This window comes from Streptomyces sp. V4I8, assembly GCF_041261225.1.
Taxonomy (GTDB): Bacteria; Actinomycetota; Actinomycetes; order Streptomycetales; family Streptomycetaceae; genus Streptomyces.
In genome coordinates, this window is sequence record NZ_JBGCCN010000002.1 from 406359 (window position 1) to 429112 (window position 22754).

General features: G+C 62.3%; 16 protein-coding genes and 5 pseudogenes. 15 read left to right on the forward strand and 6 right to left on the reverse strand.

The features are described from left to right. Positions 1-12 precede the first annotated feature (12 nt). From ABIE67_RS48045 to ABIE67_RS48055, 3 genes are all read right to left on the reverse strand, one after another. Positions 13-1113, reverse strand: coding sequence for a sulfotransferase (locus ABIE67_RS48045; RefSeq protein ID WP_370270722.1), 1101 nt, complete (start codon positions 1111-1113; stop codon positions 13-15). 3 nt (positions 1114-1116) lie between these two features. Beyond that, positions 1117-1815 (reverse strand): phosphoadenylyl-sulfate reductase, encoded by a 699-nt coding sequence (locus tag ABIE67_RS48050; protein ID WP_370270844.1) that lies wholly within the window; start codon positions 1813-1815, stop codon positions 1117-1119. A gap of 475 nt (positions 1816-2290) precedes the next feature. Then, the gene (locus ABIE67_RS48055) at positions 2291-2518 is read right to left on the reverse strand and encodes a helix-turn-helix domain-containing protein (protein ID WP_370270845.1); all 228 of its coding nucleotides are present in this window, start codon (positions 2516-2518) and stop codon (positions 2291-2293) included. 198 nt (positions 2519-2716) lie between these two features. Between ABIE67_RS48055 and ABIE67_RS48060 the strand changes: the two genes are divergently transcribed. Further along, positions 2717-2956 (forward strand): exonuclease domain-containing protein, encoded by a 240-nt coding sequence (locus ABIE67_RS48060; RefSeq protein ID WP_370270724.1) that lies wholly within the window; start codon positions 2717-2719, stop codon positions 2954-2956. Positions 2957-3544: 588 nt separating this feature from the next. Here the strand turns inward: ABIE67_RS48060 and ABIE67_RS48065 are convergent. Further along, a complete protein-coding gene (locus ABIE67_RS48065) occupies positions 3545-4819 on the reverse strand; it encodes an IS701 family transposase (protein WP_370252079.1) in 1275 nt (424 codons plus the stop codon). Between the two features lie 154 nt (positions 4820-4973). Between ABIE67_RS48065 and pucL the strand changes: the two genes are divergently transcribed. The 13 genes and pseudogenes from pucL to ABIE67_RS48130 all read left to right on the forward strand — a co-directional run bounded on the left by pucL (position 4974) and on the right by ABIE67_RS48130 (position 19881). Further along, the gene (gene pucL, locus ABIE67_RS48070) at positions 4974-5822 is read left to right on the forward strand and encodes a factor-independent urate hydroxylase (protein ID WP_370270726.1); all 849 of its coding nucleotides are present in this window, start codon (positions 4974-4976) and stop codon (positions 5820-5822) included. 42 nt (positions 5823-5864) lie between these two features. Next, a complete protein-coding gene (locus ABIE67_RS48075; protein ID WP_370270728.1) occupies positions 5865-6515 on the forward strand; it encodes a helix-turn-helix domain-containing protein in 651 nt (216 codons plus the stop codon). A 237-nt stretch (positions 6516-6752) separates the two neighbouring features. After that, positions 6753-8104, forward strand: a pseudogene (locus tag ABIE67_RS48080) (amidohydrolase family protein). Beyond that, on the forward strand, positions 8101-8976 hold the full coding sequence (locus ABIE67_RS48085) for a cupin domain-containing protein (protein WP_370270731.1): 876 nt from the start codon (positions 8101-8103) through the stop codon (positions 8974-8976). Before ABIE67_RS48080 ends, ABIE67_RS48085 begins: the two are co-directional and overlap by 4 nt. After that, positions 8973-9665, forward strand: coding sequence for an SDR family NAD(P)-dependent oxidoreductase (locus tag ABIE67_RS48090; protein ID WP_370270733.1), 693 nt, complete (start codon positions 8973-8975; stop codon positions 9663-9665). Before ABIE67_RS48085 ends, ABIE67_RS48090 begins: the two co-directional genes overlap by 4 nt. A gap of 69 nt (positions 9666-9734) precedes the next feature. Continuing rightward, a pseudogene (locus ABIE67_RS48095) lies at positions 9735-10252 on the forward strand (IS5 family transposase); the annotation flags it as partial. Then, positions 10221-10423 (forward strand): annotated as a pseudogene (locus ABIE67_RS48100) (transposase family protein); the annotation flags it as partial. The pseudogenes ABIE67_RS48095 and ABIE67_RS48100, both read left to right, overlap by 32 nt. A gap of 480 nt (positions 10424-10903) precedes the next feature. Beyond that, entirely contained in the window at positions 10904-11956 is a 1053-nt protein-coding gene (locus ABIE67_RS48105; protein WP_370270735.1) for a methyltransferase, read from the forward strand. Positions 11957-12043: 87 nt separating this feature from the next. Beyond that, the gene (locus ABIE67_RS48110) at positions 12044-13243 is read left to right on the forward strand and encodes an acyl-CoA dehydrogenase family protein (protein ID WP_370270737.1); all 1200 of its coding nucleotides are present in this window, start codon (positions 12044-12046) and stop codon (positions 13241-13243) included. A 107-nt stretch (positions 13244-13350) separates the two neighbouring features. Next, positions 13351-14763 carry a sedoheptulose 7-phosphate cyclase gene (locus ABIE67_RS48115; protein WP_370270739.1) on the forward strand — a complete coding sequence of 471 codons (1413 nt, stop codon included), beginning with the start codon at positions 13351-13353 and terminating at the stop codon, positions 14761-14763. A 1457-nt stretch (positions 14764-16220) separates the two neighbouring features. Beyond that, positions 16221-16975, forward strand: a pseudogene (locus ABIE67_RS48120) (transposase family protein). A 241-nt stretch (positions 16976-17216) separates the two neighbouring features. Continuing rightward, positions 17217-18701: an MFS transporter gene (locus ABIE67_RS48125; RefSeq protein WP_370270741.1), complete on the forward strand. Its 1485-nt coding sequence runs from the start codon at positions 17217-17219 to the stop codon at positions 18699-18701. Positions 18702-19101: 400 nt separating this feature from the next. Beyond that, the gene (locus tag ABIE67_RS48130) at positions 19102-19881 is read left to right on the forward strand and encodes a transposase family protein (RefSeq protein ID WP_370251851.1); all 780 of its coding nucleotides are present in this window, start codon (positions 19102-19104) and stop codon (positions 19879-19881) included. Here ABIE67_RS48130 and ABIE67_RS48135 read toward each other — a convergent pair. Beyond that, positions 19863-20051: pseudogene (locus ABIE67_RS48135) on the reverse strand (integrase core domain-containing protein); the annotation flags it as partial. The gene ABIE67_RS48130 and the pseudogene ABIE67_RS48135 overlap by 19 nt on opposite strands. A 588-nt stretch (positions 20052-20639) precedes the next feature. Between ABIE67_RS48135 and ltrA the strand changes: the two are divergent. Further along, positions 20640-21917 carry a group II intron reverse transcriptase/maturase gene (ltrA, locus tag ABIE67_RS48140; RefSeq protein WP_370252180.1) on the forward strand — a complete coding sequence of 426 codons (1278 nt, stop codon included), beginning with the start codon at positions 20640-20642 and terminating at the stop codon, positions 21915-21917. On the opposite strand, the gene ABIE67_RS48145 is transcribed toward ltrA, so the two are convergent. Next, a complete protein-coding gene (locus ABIE67_RS48145; protein WP_370270743.1) occupies positions 21866-22702 on the reverse strand; it encodes an IS3 family transposase in 837 nt (278 codons plus the stop codon). The genes ltrA and ABIE67_RS48145 overlap by 52 nt on opposite strands. Between the last annotated feature and the right edge of the window lie 52 nt (positions 22703-22754).

A 22754-nucleotide genomic window follows, 5' to 3' on the forward strand; every position in this document is an offset into this window, starting at 1 on the left:
TTCTTTCCTCCCTCACCGGCGGATGAGCAGACGCTGACGCACGGCATCGAGGTACCAGGCGCGGTACTTCCGCAACTGGTAGTCCTGCGGGTTCTGCGACCGAAGCCGCTCCCACGCCTCCTGCCGGCCGGTCTCGCTGCGTTCACGGGCATCCGCCAGTTCCTGTTCGCAGAGCTCCACACCGGCCGGGGTATGAGCCTGGTAGCCATAGCGCTTCATGTGACCGGCCGCCAGCGTTTCCACAATCTCGATCTCCCGGCGGTCCATGGTCTGCAGGTACATACCGTTGTAGGCAGGCTCGAGCAGTGAGGAGTTGTTAACCCACAGAGCAGACCTGCGTGCCAGAGCACGGGCCTCCGCCGACTCACCGCCCCGCAGCATGCCCTCCGTGAACTCCACCCCGAGAAATCCGCAGATGAGTTTCAGCTGCGATTCGGGGTCGGCAACGAAGTCCTCATACCGGACAGTGAGCACCTGGCCCGGGCATCGCTCGGACAGCTCGGCCGCCGCGTCATAGGCACGCACCCAAGTCAGCGCGTTCAAGGTTGTGTCGAAGTCATGGATGATGGCCCGGCTCATGCTGTTGACCTGGGCACGCGGATCCCGCACGACATTGAGGAAACGCATCTGCGGATGAACGGCAAGCTGCTCGGCCGCATAGTGAACACTGTCAAGCGACTTGTCCATCAGCACCGAGGCGTTATGCATCTCGCCTGCCTGCCGCAGCATCTCCCAGGGCACCGCGTGAACACTGCGCGGCTGCTCCGCGAGCGCCTCGAACACGACCACCGGATCGAGAGCGACCCCGGGCCACTTCACCATCGTCGCAGCCTGCAACCCGATCACATCGGTGATCATCTGGAAATAGGCTCGATCGTCAGATAGATCACCGTAGAGCGGCACCAGGTGCATGAAGTCAGTGATGTGCAGCGGGTAGGGGGAGTAGAGCTCGGGACTGCCACTCAAGCGAAGGCGTATCGCATGGCTACCGCACCGCCGCAAAGGCACCATCAGCACCCGGACCGGACCCGGGTCATGCTCGCCTGTCGGAACCATCAACTCCTCCTGAAACTGCTCAGCGACGAGCCCCTGCCAGATCCACGTCTGAAACACGCCCTAGCCGTGCAGACCGCACTCGCTCTTCCCGGTCTCCGCCCACCGCCCGCTGCGTGCATCACCATCAATCAGCGGCTTGACCGTGCAGGGGGCACAGCCGATGGACAGATAGCCCTCTTGAACCAGAAGGTTCTGCAAGATGCCGTTGTCGACGATGTAGCTGTTGAACCTGGCGTCATCCCATGCTGCCAGGGGATTGACCTTCACTAGACCGTTGCGCGCATCCCAGCTCACGACCGGGAAGTCGTGGCGCGCCGACGAATCCACCCGCCGGACCCCGGTCACCCAGGCGTCGTAGCCGGACAGCGCCCGGCGCAGTGGCAGCACCTTGCGCAGCAGGCAGCACCGGTTGGGATCACTCCGGAACAGATCCACCCCTTCAAACACGTTCTGCTCCACCACACTGCGATCCGGAGTCACATTGAGAATCCGCAAATCGCGGTAGGTAAGAGGGAGCGCGTCACGAACCCCGAGGGTCTCGGCGAAGTGATAGCCGGTGTCCAGGAACACGACCTCAGCATCCGGTTTCGCCCGCACCGCGAGATCGATCAGGACCGCGTCCTGCCGGCTCGAAGCCACAATCCATTTCTCCCTGAACACGTCTGCCGTCCACGCGATCGCTTCTTCCGCTGACGCCTCCTCCAGCCAGCCGGCATTCCTGTCAACGAAATGATCATCCGCTTCGCGATCTGGGAGCAGATCACCGGCACCGCCGGCCTGCCCACTGCAGCCTGAACGACGCCGACATCCCAGCCAGACACACGCTCAACCGGCCCAACCCACCGACGGATCAAATAACCTGACAGCACCCCGCCAGGCCCTCATCGACGACGGCCAGCCCGCCCCGGGCACGGTCTCGGGCCTCACGCGTTCCTTCTTCTTCACCCAGCCCGCTGGCGCGGCTCAGCTGAAGAAGCCCAATCCCGCCTCCGAGACGGACCGGCAGCGCAACCGGCGCGTGGCCTTCCTGGTCTGCTTCCTCACCTGAGCGCGGCGCGTTTCCCGCGGTGTGAGCTTTACGCCGTGGCACGCGCGGGCACCGGTCAGCGACCCCGACAGCCCTCCCGGCGTTGGGCTGAGACCGCACCTCGGTGACCGCCCTGTCATGGCAGATGACCCCTGGCCTCCCGGTTCTGCGGGGCCGGGGGGCATCGGGGCCAGGCCGCCACAAGGCTCAGGGCCCGGTGCGGCGCGGAGCTCCGCCCCGCGAGCGGAAGGTGACACCGGCGTCCTGGAGCAGTCTGTGGACGCCGCCGTAGGAGCGGCCCGTTTCCTCCGCGAGGGCCCGGATGGACTGCCCGCCCTCGTACTTGGCCTTCAGGTCGGCCGCAAGCTTGTCGCGGTCCGGGCCGGGCGTGAGCCGGCGGGCCGGCGTCTTGTTCGGCGTGGGCGGATAGACCACCCACGAGGCCCACCGCGACCTGGACGACGCGGTGCGTGCGCTGCGGCGGCCCGCGTCCTGGCCGCGCGAGCACGAGCAGGCCACACGCTGGTCCCGCCGTCTGCTCGCCGACGAGACCCTGACCGCCGTCGACGTGGAGACCACGGGGCTGGACAACGCCTTCGCGTTGCAGATCGCCGCCGTGGCCGGGACGGCACCGTGCTCTTCAACGAGTACGTGCGGCCGAACGCCGTCATCGAGCAGGCGGCGATCGCCGTGCACAAGATCACGCCGGAGCGGGTCGAGACGGCGCCGGCCTTCGGCGAGCTGCTTCCCCGGCTGACCGACGTCCTTAACGGCCGCACGCTGGTGTCGTCGTACAAGGCCGACTTCGACCGCGGCGTCTTCGAGCGCGAACTGGTCCGCCACCACGGCGACCCGGCGGCGGCCGGGCTGTGACCTTCAGGGCTTCATGACGCCGATTCTTTGCCGGTGTCTGGCCGCGAGACCCGCGCCCGGCCGGGAGGGGAGGGCGCGGGTCTGTGGGCTGCCGTGCCTGCACGGGGGCAGACAGGCGGCAGGTGAGGCCCGTCAGCAGCCACGAACTCCTCCGCCTGCTACGGGCCCTGATCCTTCCACCACCCCGGCGAGACCGCGACCACCTGCTGTGGTGGTCGACCTGGCGCCGACGCCATCAACATCGCGCCCGCCTCTGCCACCGCCGTTGGCACGCGTATGCCGACACCACACCATGATCAGACAGCATGCCGGCAGCTATCTACAGCTGCCGTGATTGACCCTTCAGCTGTAGATCATGGTGGTTGCGGGAGTTCTGTTGGTGTGTCGGGTCCGGCTGGGACGGTGTGACCGTGTGCTCGGCGGCGTCGGTGGCAGGCACGGGCGATGGCCTGGTGGAGGCGGCGGTAGGCGGACCAGGCCAGGCCGTGCCGGATGCGTTGGTGGCGGTCGGGCAGCGGGGTGAGCAAGATGAGCAGGCGCCTGATCTCGAAGGCGGTGAAGCGGACGGGGGCGGGTGGGCTGCTGGGATCAGGCGGGTCCCCCTCTCTCGGCGACGGGTGCTGTCGGCGCGGGCTGGCCGTAGCGGGTCCGGGCCAGCGGGCCGTTCTCGCGGGCGGTGGCTGCGTCGCAGCCGACCAGGAACGCGGCGGCCAGCTGGGCGAGGGTGACGTGCCGGTACCAGCCGTGGAAAGAGCGGACCTCGTAGTCAGCCATCCCGCAGGCGGACTTCGCCAGCTTGATCGCCTCTTCCACCCGCCAGCGCGCGCCCGGCACCAAAACGATCTCCTCGACCGGGGTGTCGGCCGGGCCCCAGCCCAGGTAGTAGTCGCGTTTGCCGGGATCCTCCAGGCGGCGTCGCGCGACCAGCCACCGCGCCCACGCCTGGCCATCGACCATCTCCTCCTCGCCGGGGAGTCGCCGCACCCACCACTGCCACGTGCGGGTATCCAACTGGGAGGGCCCGGCGGGCAGTTCGACCCAGTCCTCCTCCCGCGCGACCCGCTCCACCAGCCGGGCGGCGTGCCGCCAGCCCGGACGCTGCAGCACCGGCGAGTTCGCCTGCACGTTGACCACGTACGGCAGACGATGTTCCTCCAGGAAGGAACGGAACGCACGCTCGCGCCCGTACACCTCGTCGGCGGCCACCCACACCTTCCCCGGCTCCTGAGGCAGGTCGGGCAGCGCCCGCTCGATCATCGCCTCCGCCAGCCGTGGCTTGGTCAGGAAGCCGCGCTGCTCGGGCACGTGCGCGGCCCGGCAGCGATCCGGCTCGTCCGTCCATTCCCGTGGCAGGTACAACTCCCGGTCGATCAACGCCTGCCCCGCACCGGTGGCCCACGCACACATCACCCCGATCTGGCAGGGGAATACCCCGCCGAGCGTCCCGGAGTGCTGCCTCGCCACCCCGGCCGAAGCCTTCCCGCGCTTGGCGAACCCGGTCTCGTCCACCACCAGCACCCCGGCCCCGCCGGGCCCCGCGCCCACGCCGTCGTCCGCCAGCTCGGCGACGGCGTACCGGCGGGTGAAGTCCCGCACCCCCTCCACGTCCCACTTCGCCCGGTCCAGCAAGTGCTGCTGGTTCCACGGCACACGCTCTCCGGCCCACTCCGCCAGCTGCCAGCCGTTCTTGCGCGAGACCGGCCCCAGTAGGCCCCGGACGCACATCTCCCCATGCCACTGCGTCTCCACCCGGCCGAACAGGTCCCCGACCCCCACCAGCAGATCGTCCAGCCGCCCCGCCCACTCCTCCGCCCACTCCCGGTCCGACACCTCGACCGGGACATCCAGCAACTCCGCCTTCATACACGGCAGTTACCCAGCTTAGAGACCCTCGAACTCCCGCAACCACCATGATCTACAGCTGAAGGGATTGACAACACCACCAGTTAGGACTATATCTGAAATAGCCCTTTGCTTTCTCCATAGAGTTGACAATACACCTTCCGAAAGGTGCAAGATGTCCAGCTTTATCAAAGCGCTTGGGTACGGTAGGTCCAACATAGGTTTCGTCTCGATCGATAGGACACCGAATGGCGACCAGTTTCGCGAAATTTCGGTAAACGTACGCTTTGAGGGGGCATTTGAACAGGCCTTTACGGACGGCGATAATTCATCCTTGCTGCCCACCGAGAGTATGGTAAATACGGTTCTCTCCTTAGCCCAGGATCACATCGAATCCGAGCTCGAAGTTTTCGGTATCGCAATCACCGGCAGATTTCTGGCAGCCTGCCCGGCAGCTAGCGATATTATCGTTGAGTTGAGGGAGAAGCCCTGGGAGAGGCAGATACCAACAGGAGGGCTGCCGCCACACACTTTTCGCGCTCAACAAATTGGAGGCCCTGTCGCTACGATCCGCGGCCACCGTGGCGCAGACTTGCTTGTCTCCACAGGCGTGAGAGAGATGCATCTCCTGAAAAGCACACACTCCGGGTTTACTGGGTTTCTGCGAGACTCCTATACTACGATACCTGATTGCACAGATAGGGTTTTGAGTGTAGTCGTGGATGCAGAATGGGAATATGTGGAAAAACTAGCGAATTTCAGCATTAGCAGGAACGCAATCGAAGGAACCCTGGCACGTACCTTCGGTGACCACGTCAGTGCATCTTCACAGCAGACACTGCATCGGATGGGCTCGGCGGTGCTGAAGCAGCATCCTGAGGTTTCTCAGATATCGCTGTCATGCACCGCCTCCCCCACCAAGATGGTGGATCTGGAGCCGTTCGGACGCTCCAACCAGCGCCAGATATACGTGGTGCAGCGAGACCCGCAAAGTGTTAATAATGTGACCCTGATGCGCGAGTAGTTGCGCTTTCGATGGTGCCGCTCCGCCGAGAGGAGTCGTCTATTGTCGCCCGCCGTCACGCCGCCCGTTGGCGCACGCATCCGGCAGGCCCGTCTCACGAGCGGGATGAGCCTGCGGGCGCTCGCGCGTGAGATCGGCGTGTCGGCGAGCCTCGTCTCGCAGATCGAGAACGGCAAGAGCCAGCCCTCGGTCAGCACCCTCTACGCCATCACGACGGTCCTCGGCACTTCCCTGGAGTCACTCTTCGACGCGGGCGGAACCGGCGCTCCGCCCTCGGCTGTGGCCACGCCCGGTACGACCGCGGGCACCGTGCCGCAGGCCCTGGCGGCTTTCGCCGCCGACCCAGGCCGCCGAATCGGACCGCTGGTGACCCCAGACCAGCGGCAGACGCTGGAACTCGACTCGGGCGTGGTGTGGGAACGTCTCGGGCACCTACCCGGCACGTACGTCGACTTCCTGCTAGTGACCTACCGGCCTGGCGGCACCTCCTCGAGTTTCGGTGGCTTGATGCGATACGCGGGGACCGAGTACGGCTATGTGATCTCAGGCAAGCTGATCCTCACTCTCGGCCTCGACGAGTACACGCTGCGGTCGGGCGACGCGGTCTGCTTTGAGTCGACGACTCCGCACCGCTACCGCAACGGCGGAGAGGTGCCGGCTACCGGCATTTGGGTTGTTAACGACTGTACTTGACACCTGATCAGGACAGTCGTTCACTCCAAAGTGTGGGTGTTACCACAGCAATCCGCACACTCGGACTCAAGGCCTCGACGGGGAGAGCACACCGATTTTGACCGGCTGTGAAGAGGGCGGCTGGCCTGCCACCACCTCGTCGAGAGCCTCAGCCGCTCCGACTTCCCACCGTCGACAAGGTCGTGGCGACCGTACGCGGCCTGGTCGCCTACTGAACACCCCATGGGAGGAAGGGCGATGACCAATCGAACAGTCCTGCGTGGCGGTCACGTGCTGTCGATGGATCCCGACATCGGGGACCTGCCCCGGGGCGACGTCCTGATCGAGGACGGCAGGATCGCGGCGGTGCGGCCCGACATCAGTGCCGACGCCGAAGTGCTCGACATGACCGGCCGGATCGTGATCCCCGGCTTCGTGGACACCCACCGGCACACCTGGGAGGCGTCCATCCGCAACGTCGCCCCCGACGCCACCCTGGACGACTACTTCGTCGACATCCTCGACACCTTCGCCCCGCTGTACACACCCGAGGACGTGTACGCGGCCAACCTCGCCGGCGCCCTGGAGTGCCTGAACGCCGGCATCACCACGCTCGTCGACTGGTCCCACATCAACAACTCCCCCGAGCATCCGGACGCGGCGATCCGGGGCCTCGCGGAGAGCGGGATCCGCGCCCAGTACGCGTACGGCAGCGCCAACACCTCCCTCGCCGACTACTGGTTCGAGAGCAAGATCGCGATCCCCGGCGACGACGTCCGGCGGATCCGCGGGAAGTACTTCGCCTCCGACGACGGCCTGCTCACCATGGCGCTGGCCACCCGCGGCCCCGGCTTCTGCCTCAATGACGTCGTCGCCGCCGAGTGGGCGCTCGCCCGCGAACTGGACATCCCCATCACCGTGCATGTCGCCATGGGCCGCCTCGCCGGGCGCTTCGGCATGGTCAAGCAGCTGAACGACCTGGGGCTCCTCGGCGCCGACACCACCTACATCCACTGCTGCTACCTCAGCGAGGAGGAGTGGCGGATGGTCGCCGACAGCGGCGGTACGGTCTCGATCGCGCCGCAGGTCGAGCTCCAGATGGGGCACGGCTGGCCGCCCGTGATGACGGCCGTCGAGTACGGACTGCGCCCCTCCCTGAGCATCGATGTCGTCACCACCGTGCCCGGCGACATGTTCACCAGATGCGTGCCGCCTTCGGCGCCGAGCGTGCCCGCGTCAACGCCGACTGCTGGAAGGCCAACATGCCGGTGCCGGAAACCATGTTGACGGCACGTCAGATGCTGGAGTTCGCCACGCTCAACGGCGCCCACGTCGCCGGCGTCGAGGACCGCACCGGCTCGCTCACCCCCGGCAAGCGCGCCGACGTCGTCGCCGTCGACGCCACCGCGCTGAACGTCGCCCCCGTGCACGACGCGGCCGCCGCGGTGACCCTGTCGGCCGACGTCTCCAACGTCGACGCGGTCATCGTCGACGGCGTGATCCACAAGCGCGACGGCAGGCTCGTCGCCGACGTCGACCGCGCCCGCCGGCTCGTCCAGGAGTCCCGCGACCGGCTCCTGGCCGCGAAGGAGGCGAAGAGCGCCGCATGACCCGACACCTGGTGCGTCTCGCCGCCGACGTCCCCGAACCGCCGTACGACGAACTCGGCCACCGGAGGCGGGAGTTGGTGGGCGAGGCGGACGGCAGCGTGCACACCGGCTTCGGCCTGTGCGAGTTGCGGCCCGACGGCCGGGTCGCGGCCCATGTGCACTCCTACGAGGAGAGCTTCCACGTCCTCGACGGTGCCGTGATCCTCGACGTGCCCGAAGGCTCGTACCTCCTGGAAGAGGGCGACTACGGACTCCTCCCGGCCGGCGTCCCGCACGCCTGGCGCGGCACCGGGGACACGGGCGGCCGCTGGGCCGACATGCTCGCGCCGGTGCCGCGGGCCCGCTACGGCCACGACACCCAGGCCGTCCCCGCGCTGCCGGAACGCGACCCCGTCCGCATCGACGTACGCGACCCGCGCACCCGGTCCTTCGGGCACTTCGAACCGGCTCAGATGGACCCCGGCAAGCAGTCGCAGGATTTGCTCGCGGTGTCGGCGAGCATGCGGACCGCGCTCCTCGTGTACAGCGGCATCACCGTGAAGATGATGGTCGACAGCGACCTCGGCGCGGTCGCCTCGACCATGTTCATGGTGCAGTACGCCCCCGACGGCGTCGCGGGCAGCCACGACCACCCCTTCGAGGAGACGTACCTGATCGTCGAGGGCCTGGTCGACGCCACCTTCGACGGCGAGCGGTACCGACTCGGGCCCGGGGACGTCGCGTGGGCGGGCGCCGGCTGTGTGCACGGGTTCTCCAACGCGGGTCAGGGGCCCGTGCGCTGGCTGGAGACACAGGCGCCGCAGCCGCCGCCGCGGCACTCGTACCGGTTCACTCGGGACTGGGAGTATCTGAGGGAGGCACTGGACCGATGAGCAGTGTCCTTGTCGTGGGCGGTACGTCCGGGATCGGCCGCGAGTTCGCCCGCACACGCGCGAGGCAGGGCGACGAGGTGGTCGTCACCGGCCGGGACGCCCATCGCGCCGGCACGGTCGCCAAGGAGATCGGGGCCGCTCAGGGCCTCGCTCTCGATCTCTCCCGGCCGGCCGGGATCGCCGCCGCGCTCGCCGGGGTCGGACGCGTGGACCATTTGGTGATCGCGGGCGTCTCACGGGACGAGAACCGGGTCGCCGACTACGACATCGAGGCGGCCCTGCGTCTCGTCACGCTCAAACTCGTCGGCTACACCGAGGTCGTGCACGCCCTCGGCCCACGGCTGCACGACGACAGCGCCGTCGTACTGTTCGGCGGCCAGGCCAAGGAACGCCCCTACCCGGGGGCGACGACCGTGGCGACCGTCAACGCGGGCGTGCGCGGTCTGGTGAACACCCTCGCCGTCGAGCTGGCGCCCGTGCGGGTCAACGCCGTGCATCCCGGGGTCGTCGGTGACAGCCCCTACTGGGCCGGCAAACCCGAGGAGGTGCTGGCGGGGCTGCGGGCAAGGACGCCCGGTGGAAGGCTCGCCACGATGGCGGACGTCGTGGACGCGGTGGACTTCCTGCTGCACAACCGATCGGTCAACGCGGTCGAACTCGCCGTGGACGGAGGGTGGTTGCTGGGCTAGGGCTAGGGCCCTTCTGATGGCTCTTGGTGGGCTGGGTGGATCTCGTGGCCAGCCGGGCAGGACGCCCTCATGGTGCGGCGACACGAGCTCACGGATGCGCAGTGGCGGAAGATCGAACCGCTCCTGCCCCGCAACGGCAAGGCGGGTGGGCAGTGGGCGGATCACCGCAGGGTGATCAACGGGGTGGTGTTCCGGGCCCGGACCGGGGTGCCCTGGCCTGACCTGCCGGAACGGTACGGTCCCTGGCAGACCGTCTACGAACGTCATCGCCGCTGGTCGGCCGACGGCACTTGGAAGGCCGTCCTTGAGGAGTTACAGATCGAGGCGGATGCCGGCGACCCGGACGGGGCGCTCGCCCACCAGGCGGAGCGTCAGGAGTGGGCAGTGAACGTCGACTCCACTTCCTGCCGGGCGCATCAGCACGCGGCCGGGGCGCCCCGCAAACCTCCGGCCGACCACCCGCAAAAGGGGGCGGAACACGTGAGGAAGCAGATGGGCGCGAGGCGTTGGGGCGCTCGCAGGGCGGGCTGACCAGCAAGGTCCATCTGCTCTCTGATCATCCGCATCTTCGAGCGCCAGGGCGTCCGCATCCTGGCCGACCTCGCCTACCAGGGCGGCGGCCTCTGGGTGGCCACGGGCATCAAACGCAAACCCTTCAGGAACTCACCCTCACCGGAAAGACCGTCAACCGGGCCCTGGCCGCGGCACGGGCATCGGTCGATCGTGGCGTCGCGCGCCTGAAGTCCTGGCGGATCTTCAACGCTGAAGAAGCTCAATCAATCCCCACCGCCCACTCTTCATGTCTCGCTTAACGACTAACAGGCCATGGAGGGAGCCGGCCTTCACAAGGGCACAAAGTTTCGATATTTGACACGCTCTCAAATTCACCAGCTATATACACGCCTTGCAATCAGGGATATGATGCAAATCAAGTCAATGCGATAGTCAAAGCTTGATCCCTAAACTGCCTATCCGTTTTGATCGAAAGTGCGACTTGTCGGCACCTTTGCCTTAGCTGCATACCTGCAACAGCAGCCGACAGGCCAACTCCTGTCACCTTTCCGCACAAGCAGAACGACAGGCATACCGCATCCCTCTTCCCTCACAGCGCATGTACTTGACGACAGGCCAAACGCTGTCGACGCACGCAATGCTAGACGCCAGAGTCCCAAGCAGCACTAAACGCCTCGACCCTCCTTCAAGCTATGACCCTTTCTTACCTCAGCAGGGGGTAACATATGCGCCACGCTGACATTCCAGACAAAGAAGAGCTCCTTAGCCCTGCTCCCCTACTTGAAATCGCGGACGGATTCCGAGTTTCCCGCCTTCTTGCAGTCTGTATAGAAATGAAGTTGTTTACCTGGTTGAAGGACAGTCAGGGCGTAACAACCAGCGACGTATCCAAACGTTTTGGAGTTTCCCAATATTCTGCGGACGCTATCCTTTCCGCCTGCGCCTCCATAGGCCTACTAAAGAAGGATGCCAGCAAATATCGCAATAGTGAGCTTGCTCAAAAATTCCTGGTAGAGGGGCAAGAATTCTATTTCGGTGACTATATCGCCTACGTAGATAAGGGTGAGTACCTGAATTGGGTTAAGCTGAAAATGGCCCTATACTCTAGGGATCCTGCAAGAAAAAATTTTACAGAGAGAGGTGAATTATTTTCCCCAGAGAACAAATTAAAAGTGGACTACTTCTGGAAGGCCATGCATTCGTTATCCGTGTTCACGGCTGCTGCTTTGAGCAAGTCGTTCGACTTCAGCAAGTACCAAAGCGTCCTGGATTTAGGAGGTGCGCCTGGATCGTTTAGCCTCGCACTGTGCAAGACTTTTCCGCAACTTCGAGCCACGGTCTTTGATCTGCCTTTCGCGTGCGACATTACGAGGAACGCGCTTAATCAACAAGATACCACCGGCAGAATATCTGTGAGGGCTGGAGATTTCTTGAGTAATTCTCCGCTCCCTAGCGGATTTGATTCGATCCTCCTGTCAAACATACTTCATGACTGGGAAGACCCGACATGCATTGAGCTCCTCGGGAGATGCTATGCAGCGCTAGAAAACAAGGGCTGCATAGTCATCGCAGAAGCATTCATAGACGATGGCAGAGGAGGACCCCAGTCCGCTGCACTCATGAACTTGAATATGCTGATCGAAACCTACGGACGAAATCGATCCGTGAAGGAATACGCTAGCTGGCTTCTCGATTCCGGATTCACCAAGATTGAGCATGTCAAATTCTCCGTAAAAGCAGCTGGCGCAAATGGTGCCATTATCGGCTACAAAATATAGCCGAAAATGTTACGGTATAAATGCCATTCCAACCCTCGGGTAGTGGCGACATCTAGGGCCGAATAAACAGGATGGCGAGGTGTAACGGTGATCAATGCATCAATTTCCGGGAAGTCAACTTCTCACGCAGAGAGCGAATTGGTCCGTCAAGCCAACAATTTGATTCCGGCTCTGCAGCGAAATGCTGGCCAGTGCGAGTACAATCGTCAACTGGTAGACGAAAATCTGGAACTGGTTCAATCCGCGGGGTTATTTCGAATGACCTCGCCGAAGCGTTATGGTGGTCTGGAGACAGATTTACCTACCCAAGTTCGTGTTCTTGCTGCACTGGGCAAAGGCTGCGCCTCAACGGCATGGGTAAATTCAGTCTTCTCAGTGACTAGCTGGTTTGTGGGCCTATTTGATGACATGGCTCAAGATGAAGTATTTGAAGCTCCAGATGCCCGCGTGGCAGGTGTTCTGAGCCCGCACGGACATCTGGTTCCTGTAACAGGCGGCTACCGTCTAACGGGTCGATGGCCATTCAACACCGGATGTTTGCATGCAGACTGGGACATGCTTGCCGGGCAAGTGGACAGCGACAACGCATCTCAGTCTACTTTGCTGGCGCTCGTCCCGATACGAGATCTAGAGATTGTGAGAGATTGGAATCCTAGCGGCCTGGCCGGCACTGGCAGTAATACTGTCGTAGCCGAAGATGTATTTGTTCCACTTCACCGCACACTTCCTGTCGAGGCAGCCTCCCGCGGCGAATATCAGTCGGAGTCCAATAGGACAAGCACGCTGTACAAGTGTGCGTTTTTCCCTTTCGTCCTGGCCAACAGCACTGGTGCGCCCCTCGGTATAGCGCGAGGTGCTATGGAAGCCTTCCTTAAGCGGCTTCCAGGCCGAGGTATCACTTACACCGGCTACGCTGTACAGGCTGAAGCACCGGTGACACATCTAAATCTTGCTGAAGCAGCTGTCGCCATAAAAAGTGCCGAATTACTGTCCTGGCATGCAGCCCGAACCGTGTGGAGTACTGCCGAAGAGCGAGCGGAACTGAGCGAGGCGCAGCGCGCCGCCCTACGGTGCGAGGTAGCACAGGTAGTCCGGCTGTCCCGGCAGGCAACCCAGATACTGAACTCCATCAGTGGGGCATCATCGATTCAGCAAAACATTCCTATTCAACGAATCACACGCGACATGCAGGCACTTTCACTTCATGCCATGCTCGAGATCAATACGAATCTCGAACTGTACGGTCGGACGATTGCAGGCCTGAACGCCGGAACACCGTTTCTTTAGACCGTTTCCCACCAATTCTGTTTGCAGAGTTACTTTTAGCGCAGGATGCTTCTGGCTTTCTATTAGTTCCCGGACTTTCCCTATCGCTTGACCGCCATTATTGTTGTGTGCTGTCTGCTGACCGGGGCCAGCCAGGTAAAGCACTCTCCTTGGGCAAAATTCACGCTCCTACTCAGAGGGTCGGGACAGGTAAATTGCGAAATAACCAGAAAGGCTCTGAGATGTTGCCAGCGTCCACAGAGAAGGACATCAGTCGACGGCAGATCGGCCGCGAGCATGACAGCTCATATCGAATCGGAACTCACTATGATAACAAAGGACTGCTATATGGAAATTCTTGTGAGAGGCGCCTCGAGCTAACATCAAGTTTTACGCTGACTTCCGAGTACAGGGTAACCGCCGACATCTTTGCGGCGCAGAATAATACACTGACGGAAATATATCAAACGTTTGGGCAGTGTACTGCGGTTGTCGACGAGGAAGTCCTTGCCCATTACAGGGCACGGATTGAATCCTATTTTGCCGAGCATGGCATTAAATTGCGGATGCTCGAATGTCCAGCCAAGGAGGAGGATAAGAATCTTTCCAGCGTTCTTAAAATAGTAGACTATCTAGCCTCACCCGACATTAATCAGCCGCGCAAGGAACCAGTCTTGATAATTGGTGGAGGCGTTCTACACGATGTGGCAGGTATGGCCTGCTCGTTGCTTCACCGCCGCACGCCATATGTAATGTTAGCAACCAGCCTTATAGCCGCAATAGACGCCGGCCCTTCCCCTCGGACGGGCGTCAACGCGCACAACTTCAAGAATTCCCTCGGGGCATTTCATCCTCCTATTATTACCTTGGTCGATCGCAACCTATTTGGCACCCTCGATCCAGCGTATGTCAGGCACGGCGTAGCTGAAATCGTCAAAATGGGAATCGTTGATGATTCTGAGCTATTCAGCATACTTGAACGCCATGGTGCAGCACTGATAAGCGCGCGCTTTTCGGATCTCCGAGATCCCAAGCTTGCCGATGTGGCAGATGACGTGCTGTACCGCACGGTAGCCTCCTACCTTAAGCATGAGGGAACCAATCTATTTGAAGTATATGAGGATCGCCCGCACGCCTACGGCCACACATGGAGCAATAAGTTCGAGCTGTCGGCTCGCCTTCTGCATGGTCACGCCGTGTCGATTGAAATGTGTTTGAGTGCACAAATCGCGGTTTTGATGAGCTGGATAACAGAGGATCAATGTGTTCGGATCATAGAGTTGTGTAGGAGCCTAGGGCTTGCCGTTTACCACCCGATCATTGAGGACATAGATCGCATGGTGAAAACTCAGGAAACGGTGCGGCGGAGGCGAGGCGGCGAGGGTCTGTGCGCGCCTTTACCTAAAAGGCAGATCGGCGAATGTGACTACGCACAGGTAATTTCGAGTGACTTGCTGAAGGCTGCGACAAACAAGCATCGGAAGATTTGTCGACAGCTTCCAGATCACGGGGCCGGTACGGAAATGTATTTGAAGGGATAAAGCGCCTAGCGTGGAACCTTAGAGCAAATATCTCTATCAAGTACTGGACCGCTGAAGCATGAAGAGCACCGTTCATTTCCCTATGGAGCCTCAAGTGCGTCATTTTGGGCAAAGGAGCGCACTTGTTAAACCGTGCATCTTTAGCCCAGCTTCAACACGAAAACCTGAATGGTCGAATCTTGAACACCGATAGGACCCGCAGCGTAATGATCTAATCCAGAATAAGTCAATTCCGGGAGGAAGTGTATGTCAAACCCGGACGCGGTAGCACTGCCTTGGGGCGCGTCCCCCAGCGCTCTACTTGAGTGGTGGACTCTATTTTGTGAAAATCTAAAGGGGGAGGGGGGTATAGTTTCAGTAAGTCCAATTCTTCAATCTGGCCATACCGCCTGTATCGCCAATGGTGATTTCTTTAAATCGCTACCGAAGTCCTTAACGAGAGCGGAAATTGCAAGCCTCGAAAGGGATAGGCTGGAAGGAGCAATTTTATACTATGTGGATACTGGCGCGTCAGCATTGGCCCTAGCGGCGGCGGCTCAGCCGCCGAAGGAGCGGGTGAATCCGGCTCGAATGCCAAGTGTCCACGGATTCATGGTGTTTGCCTTACCGCTCGGCTATTGCGAGAGCGAGAGTAAGCCAGGAAGATCGCCAACATTGTCGCCGGTGGTAGCTATTTCCTGGGGGCGTTGGCCGCCATCACGTCAGGATCTTCCCTCAGGGGTGGCTAGTGCCAGTGCGGCTCGCCACGCAGGGAGTGCATATAAGACTCCTAGCATTTGGCTAACATTCTATTGCTTGAGTCATCGATACATTCAGCCTCCTCTGGTGGCATGTAGTCACGTCCTGTTCGAAGTCGGCTCAAGGTTCATCAGACCCAGCCCGCTGAGCGGGCCTGCTGCGTGGACACAGGCAGCGTACACAATCTGGCAAATAATCTGCCAGCGCGGCGATTTCCAATTGGTCGAAATGAAATATTCACCTGGAGATGGCGAAGCACGCCGACGTAAGACACAGAAAGATGCTACTAAACCGGAAGGTGTGCGAGTGATACAAGTCTGTCCTGAAAACTATCCGCGCCGTTGCCCTCAAAGAGGGGAGACCGCATCGCCTATGGATTGGCACACCCTGCCATCGGGTTGGGTAAAGAATGTGAGGCGTGTTAGTCACTGTATGAATCCTAAGGGTCATGGAGAAGGTGTTTGTCAGCATGTGGAGCAAATTGTCATACCTTTCGCGGAGGCGCTCTAAATGAGTCGACTTACCTTAGAGGTTAATCATGCGATAGTCCAGAGCATGCAGCAGGCCCATCAAGTCCTCGGCCAATGTTGATTGAGCATTTTCAGCTTGGCCACTGATCGGGTGAAGCTGGTGGAAGCATGCGGGTGGCAGAACGGGCGAGGCTCCCGGGCAGTTGAGGGAGGTATCTGACGTCTCATCTCGGTTGCCGGGGAGCCCCGTTGATTGCCTATCCTGCCTTACTCGACCTGCCGCACGCCCTCGTGGAGACGGTGACGATGCTGATCGTCCTCCGGGAGGGTGACCGCCGGTGCAAGCTGCGTCCGCACAGCGTGCCCTGGTCGCGCTGGTGTACCTGCGCCAGCACACCACCCTGGCCCAGATCGCGGCCGGGTTCCGGATCAGCGTCGGCACCGCGCAGGCCTACGTCTGCTCCGTCGTCACACTTCTGGCACGCCGGGCTCCGGGACTGACCCAAGCCTTGCGCGAGGCGAAGAGCGAGGCCGGGTATGTGCTGGTCGACGGCACACTGGCGGAGTGAGACCGGTCGGCGACGGCCGCAGGGACTACAGCGGCAAGCACCGCCGCCACGGCGTGAATCTCCAAGTCATCACCGATCCGACGGGCCGGATTCTATGGGTCTCACCGGTTCTGCCGGGCCGCACGCACGACCTCACCGCAGCCCGCCGGCACCGCATCATCACCACCTGCATCCGTCTCGGCATCCCCGTCCTGGCCGATCTGGGCTATCTCGGCGCCGGCGGAAACCTTCGCCACCCCGCAACGCCGCCGTCCACGCCAAGAACTCACCGTCAGCCAGCGGTCGTTGAACAAGGCACACGCCCGCCTCCGCTACCCCGTCGAACGCGGCATGGCCCGCCTCAAAACGTGGCGCATCTTCCGCAAGGCACGTTGCAGCCCGACCTGGCTCACCACAGCAGCCAAAGCCATCCTCACCCTCGAGAGTGGCCGCTGAAAATGCTCATTCAACCCTTCTTCGCTCTGCCGAATTAAAAGGAGCGAGGGGCATCGCTCAGGATGAAGGAACTCGTTACCGGAAGTCACGAGGCGGCCTGAAGGGAGGTTGCAGAACGCGGAGCGATCTCTTCGAAAGGTACTGAAGGCCACGTTCAGGAAGGTGGAATCGGCACGCAATCGGTCAAGTCGGGTTGTGAACCGGCCGATGGCAATGCTGATGGTCCAGAAGGGATAATGATTTGTCCGTTGACCGGCGTGCTCTTGCGGCCTGCGGATTCGGCCTCTTCCTGGGAAGTGCCAATACCGCGTTGACTGCGGTCGCTCTGCCTGGTTTGGCCCAGGAACAGGTGTTGTCGGAGACGATGGTTGCTTGGGTGGTTATTGCCTATCAGCTGCCTGTCTGCTCAACTCTGTTAATGGCCGGTGCCCTGGGTGACCGCCTGGGGCATAGGCGTGTTTACCTGGCCGGTTTGAGTATCTTCGCGATCGCCGCCACGCTGTGCGCCCTGGCTGCTGACCCGGTTCAGTTGATCGCCGCCCGCGCTCTGCAGGGCACCGGGGGCGCTGTGCTCACGCCGCTGACACTCGCCATCGTGGTACGCGCCCATCCTGATCCGTCGGACCGCGCCCAGGCTGTGGGGGCGTGGACGGCGACCATGGGAGCGGGTGCGGTGGCCGGACCGGCGGTCGGAGCTGTTGCCATGCAGATTGCGGGCTGGCGCGGCCCCTTCGCCGTCACCGCAGTGGGCTCGGTGCTCGGGTTCGCCGTCGCGTTCTGCTGGTTGCCGGATCGGCACGAGCGACGGACGGCTCCTATCGCACCGGTCAGCCAAGCCTTGCTGGCTCTGTCCCTCGCAGGTGCTCTCTACGGGCTCACGGTGTGGCAGGGTGCATCTCTGCTGTGGCCCCATCTGGCAGGTGCCGCGATGGTCTCCGTAGGCGCGGGCCTGGCCCTGCGCTTTATGACGTCGAGAGCCCGTCATCCGGCTTTCGCGGGTCACCTGCTGGGGGAACCGGCGTTCCGCTCCTACGCGCTGTTCGCCTGCGCCCTCTTTTTCGCCTTCGGCGGATTCACTTACTACTACGCTATCTATCTGGGCCGTGTAGCCGACCTGCGCCCGATGCTGATCGGCGCGTACATGACCCCGGCTGCATTGGCGATTCTTTTGGCGGCTCCTGTTGGGGCCCGCCTCTCTCAACGCTTTGGCGGCAGAACCGTACTGACCGGAGCGGCAGCAGCAATGGCTTTGGGCGCCGTCCTGCTGTCTATGGCACTGTCTCAGGGCCCCGGCCCGTCCCAAGTGCTGGCCTGCCTCGTAGTCGGGGCAGGGCTGGGCGCGGGTAACAGCGCGTTGAACGTTGCTGTGGGGCGCACGGCCAAGGCCACCGACCCCGGCACCGCGTCCGCGGTCCTTGCCGCGGCCCGCATGCTCGGCGGAGCTATCGGCATAGCTGTGTACTCGTCATTTCTCACCCTTGGCTACTGCCGAGCCCTCACCGACGACGCATCGAGCAAGCTCACCAAGAAGCAACTTGCCACGGCGCTCACTATCTCCCCCTCACGCGCCTCGGCGGACAAGTCGATCTCTACTGCTACAGCGGAGGCGTTCAACAGCGGTCTCACGCTCGCCCTGCTTGGCGCATTCGCCATACTGGTGCTGGTCACGGCCGTGGCGTATCGTTCCATAGGCGCGACACTGCCCACGAAACCGGCCCAGCGATAGTGACTGGCTCGGCGCACCATCGGCATTGGGGTGAGCGTGCAGGTAGTGACCGACCTGACGGACAGTCGCTGCGGATCTTCTGACTGTGGCCCGTGCTACCGAAGGCGTTGATGCCCCTATGGATGTCAAGCAGTGGTTTGTGCGGGGTCTGGATGGTCGGTCGCCTGCCTCGTGGGGACGATGAGCCGGTAGATCTCTCGTGCGATGTATGGGCCTTGACCCCGAGGGGTGGACACCTGTTCGTTTTGTTATGCGGCGAGTGTCAGGGTAGCTGACTGTTGCTCGTAGGCGATCGGTGCCTGGAGGGTTATTCACGGGCTTGGTTTCTTGATCAGCAAGACGGTTCTGCTCGGTAGCCTGGCGTTTGCGACGACGTCAGTTTTCCACCGGGGTAGGGCCGTTGAGCTGGAACGTTACGACAGGGCTGGAAGCGGATCAACTGGAGGCCTTGGTGGTCCGGGTCCACACGATGCTGGTGGAGGACCCCGATCCGCCCGTGGTGCCGGGACGGATGTGGGCGCTGGGCCTGTACAAGTCCGTGGTCCTGGTGTTGTTCCTGCTGCGGCAGAACCCCGTCCAGCAAGCGGCGGCGGAACTGTTCCACATCTCCCAGGCCACCGTCTCGCGCCGGTGGACCACGCTGCTCCCGGTGGTGGAGACGGCCCTGGCCGAGCATGTGCCCGACCCCGCCGACGCCTCACACGGCAGGATCGTCCTGGCCGACGGGACCCTGGTCACCACGTGGGACTGGGCGAGCGAGGGCACCACGATGTTCTCCGGCAAGCATCGTGACACAGGCTTCAACCTGCAGGTCGCCGCCACTCTCAGCGGGGACCTGCTCGCCGTCTCCGCGCCGGTACCCGGCAGTCGGCACGACATGTACGCCTGGCGCCAGTCCCACTTTCCCAAAGCCTTCGCCGACCGGGAGAGCATGGGGGATCTGGGCTATGTCGGCTCCGGCATGCTCACCGCCCGCCGCAAGCCACCCGGTCAGGAACGCCCCGTCAAAGACAAGGTGTTCAACCAGAGCATCGGCAAGCTCCGCGCCGCCGTCGAACGAGCGATCGCACATCTGAAGGACTGGAAGGTCCTCGCCACTCGCTATCGCGGCCCTCTCACCCGGTTCCCCCTCGTCGCCAAGACCGTCACCGCCCTCGCCTTCTACAAGAACGGCTGGTGACCCCGTGAATAAGCCTCCTGCTGTCCGTTCGCGGAGTGCCGTCGGCGGGTGTTGTATCGGGTGGTCCAGCGGAAGACGGCCAGGCGGCAGGCGCGGGCCCCGTCGAAGCGGTGGGCGCCGCGGAGCGTCTCGCGTTTGAGGGCTGCATTGAAGCTTTCGGCGAGCGCGTTGGTGTGTCCAGAAGGTGATTGTGAGCTTCTGATGTAGAAGACGGAAACGAACGGTCGCCATGCTGTTGTGGAGATGAAGGTAGGTCCTTCGGCATCGGCATGCAGGTGCAGGTGTCAAACCACCATGAGCTGCTGCGGTGAATGAGCCGTGGTGGTGAGCGTCATGGAAAAGCCGTACTGAATGCGGCAGGTGGGGGCTGAGAAGGCGAACGCAAGTGAACCACTGATGACGTGTCGTAAAGCGTGGACGACATCAAAACCAGGGCCTCAATGCTGTCCTGGGATAAGTCAGACGGGAACCTGTCTACTGGTCTGGCGGTGTCCGGCATGAAGGTGGCGCGAGCTCAGTCCGGGGCTTCACAACGGAACTGGAGAACTCCTTGACGCGAAACTGCGATCCACGGGTTGACGTGGCTCGCGAGAGGGAGAGGCGCAAGTGGTAAAGAGCCATGAGGGCCGGAGTACCGGTCGCGCGTCGGGAGGGCGGAACGTCCCGTAGTAGTGATGAAACCTCCGTAATAGAGGCGGAGCGAAGGGGGCGTGTTGTTGGGTGTCGATCGGCGATCAACCAGTGATGGGAGGAATCGGATGGTCGAGACGAGACCAGCTGGCAAGCCGTTTGATATTCCGAAGCGGCTAGTCTGGAACGCTTACCTGAAGGTCAAGGCCAACAGGGGAGCGGCTGGGGTGGATGGGCAGTCGTTAGCGGAGTTTGAGCAGGATGAGAAGAACAACCTGTACAAGCTGTGGAATCGGCTGTCCTCGGGAAGCTATTTCCCCCCACCCGTGAGAGCGGTTGATATTCCCAAAGCCGGCGCTGGGACTCGGATCCTTGGGGTTCCGACCGTGGCCGACAGGATCGCTCAGACGGTAGTGGCCATGACATTGGAGCCTGACGCGGAGCTGGTCTTCCATCAGGACTCGTATGGCTATCGCCCGGGGAGGTCCGCGCTGGAGGCGGTGGAGACGTGCAAGCAGCGGTGCTGGAGGCATCCTTGGGTGATCGATCTCGACATCCAGGGGTTCTTCGACAACGTGCCGCACGCCCCCATCATCGCGGCAGTGGAAAGGCATACCAAGCTCTCGTGGGTTCTGTTGTATGTGAAGCGATGGCTTGTCGCCCCCGTGCAACAGCCCGACGGAACGCTCGCCATTCGGGAAAAGGGGACTCCTCAAGGGTCTTCTATTTCACCGTTGTTGTCGAATCTGTTCATGCACTACGCGTTTGACGCGTGGTTGGCTCGGGAGTATCCGGCGATCAGGTTCGAGCGGTACGGCGACGATGCTGTAGTGCACTGTGCCAGTGAGAAGCAGGCGAACTTCGTCCGCAACATCATCGAGCGCAGGTTGCTGCAGTTCGGATTACATCTCCATCCGGAGAAAACCAAGGTGGTGTACTGCAAACAGGAAGGTCGTGAACGGGAGTTCCCGGTCACAGAGTTCACGTTTCTGGGGTACACCTTCCGTCGTCGGGCAGCTCGCTTGCGGGATGGGAGGCTGAAGACCGGCTTCCTTCCCGCAGTGAGCAAAACAGCCATGAAGTCCATGGCGAGGACTGTCCGGAGTTGGCGACTGGGGCGCTGTACCGAGCTGAGCTTTCGGGAGATCGCCGCGATGATCAACCCCGTCGTGGCGGGATGGATTAATTACTATGGGCGCTTCTACAAGTCCAGATTGATCAGGTTCCTGGAGCAGCAGATCAATCCGTTCCTGGTGAAATGGGCCCGAAGGAAGTACAAACGGTATCGTCGTGCCTCAAGGAAGGCCCGGAGAAGGCTGGCTGAGATCGCCTCAGCGTTCCCGGGCATGTTCGCTCATTGGAAGCATGGCGCGTTGCCTACTGGTTCAACAATGGGAGCCGTGTGAGTCGCGAGGTTCACGCACGGTTCTGAGAGCGGCGGTGGGTGAGATTCCCGCCGCCGACTCACCTCGTAACAGATACCGGTCCGTCCGACTGATTGCCGGATGCCCAATCTGTCCAGCGTCTTGGCGAATTGCTCCGAGGTGTAATTACTGCCGCGGTCCGAGTGGAATATGGCGTCCTCGGAGAGCGGATGATTGCGCGCCGCCATTTCGATGGCGGCCTCGATGAGCGGAGTCTTGTAGTTGTCGTCCATCGCCCAGCCTGTCACGGCTTTGGTGTGGCAGTCGATGACGGTGGCGAGGAATAGCCAGCCCTCCCAGGTCGGAATGTAAGTGATGTCACCGACCATTTTCCGGCCGGGCGCGTCGGCGGTGAAGTCGCGGTTCACGAGGTCGGGGATCGGGCCGGCCCGGCCGTCGTTCTCGGTGAGGCTGTGGCGCCACGGCCGTGGCTGGCAGGCCTGGAGGTCCAGCTCCCGCATGAGGTCACGCACGAGTTCGGGCCCGCAGGCCACGCCCCAGGCAGTGAGGTCGGCGTGGACGCGCCGGTAGCCGTACGTGCCGTCAGAATCCTCGAAAGACTTGGTGATCAGTAATTTCAGTTCCTCCCGTCGCCGGGCGGTCGCCGAAACCGGCCGGCTCCGCCATTCGTAGAATCCGGAGCGGGACACTTCCAGCCAGTCACACATCTTCGCGACCGGCGGTATCTCTTCGGTGTTCGTGGTGGGGTCGTGTCCCGCGACGTGGTGTAGGGGATCAAGCGCTACGCCTTCCGGTTCGAGGCTCATAGCGATCTATGCGGAGGCGGCAGCCCAAGAAGCGTGCTGATGAGGTGAGTTG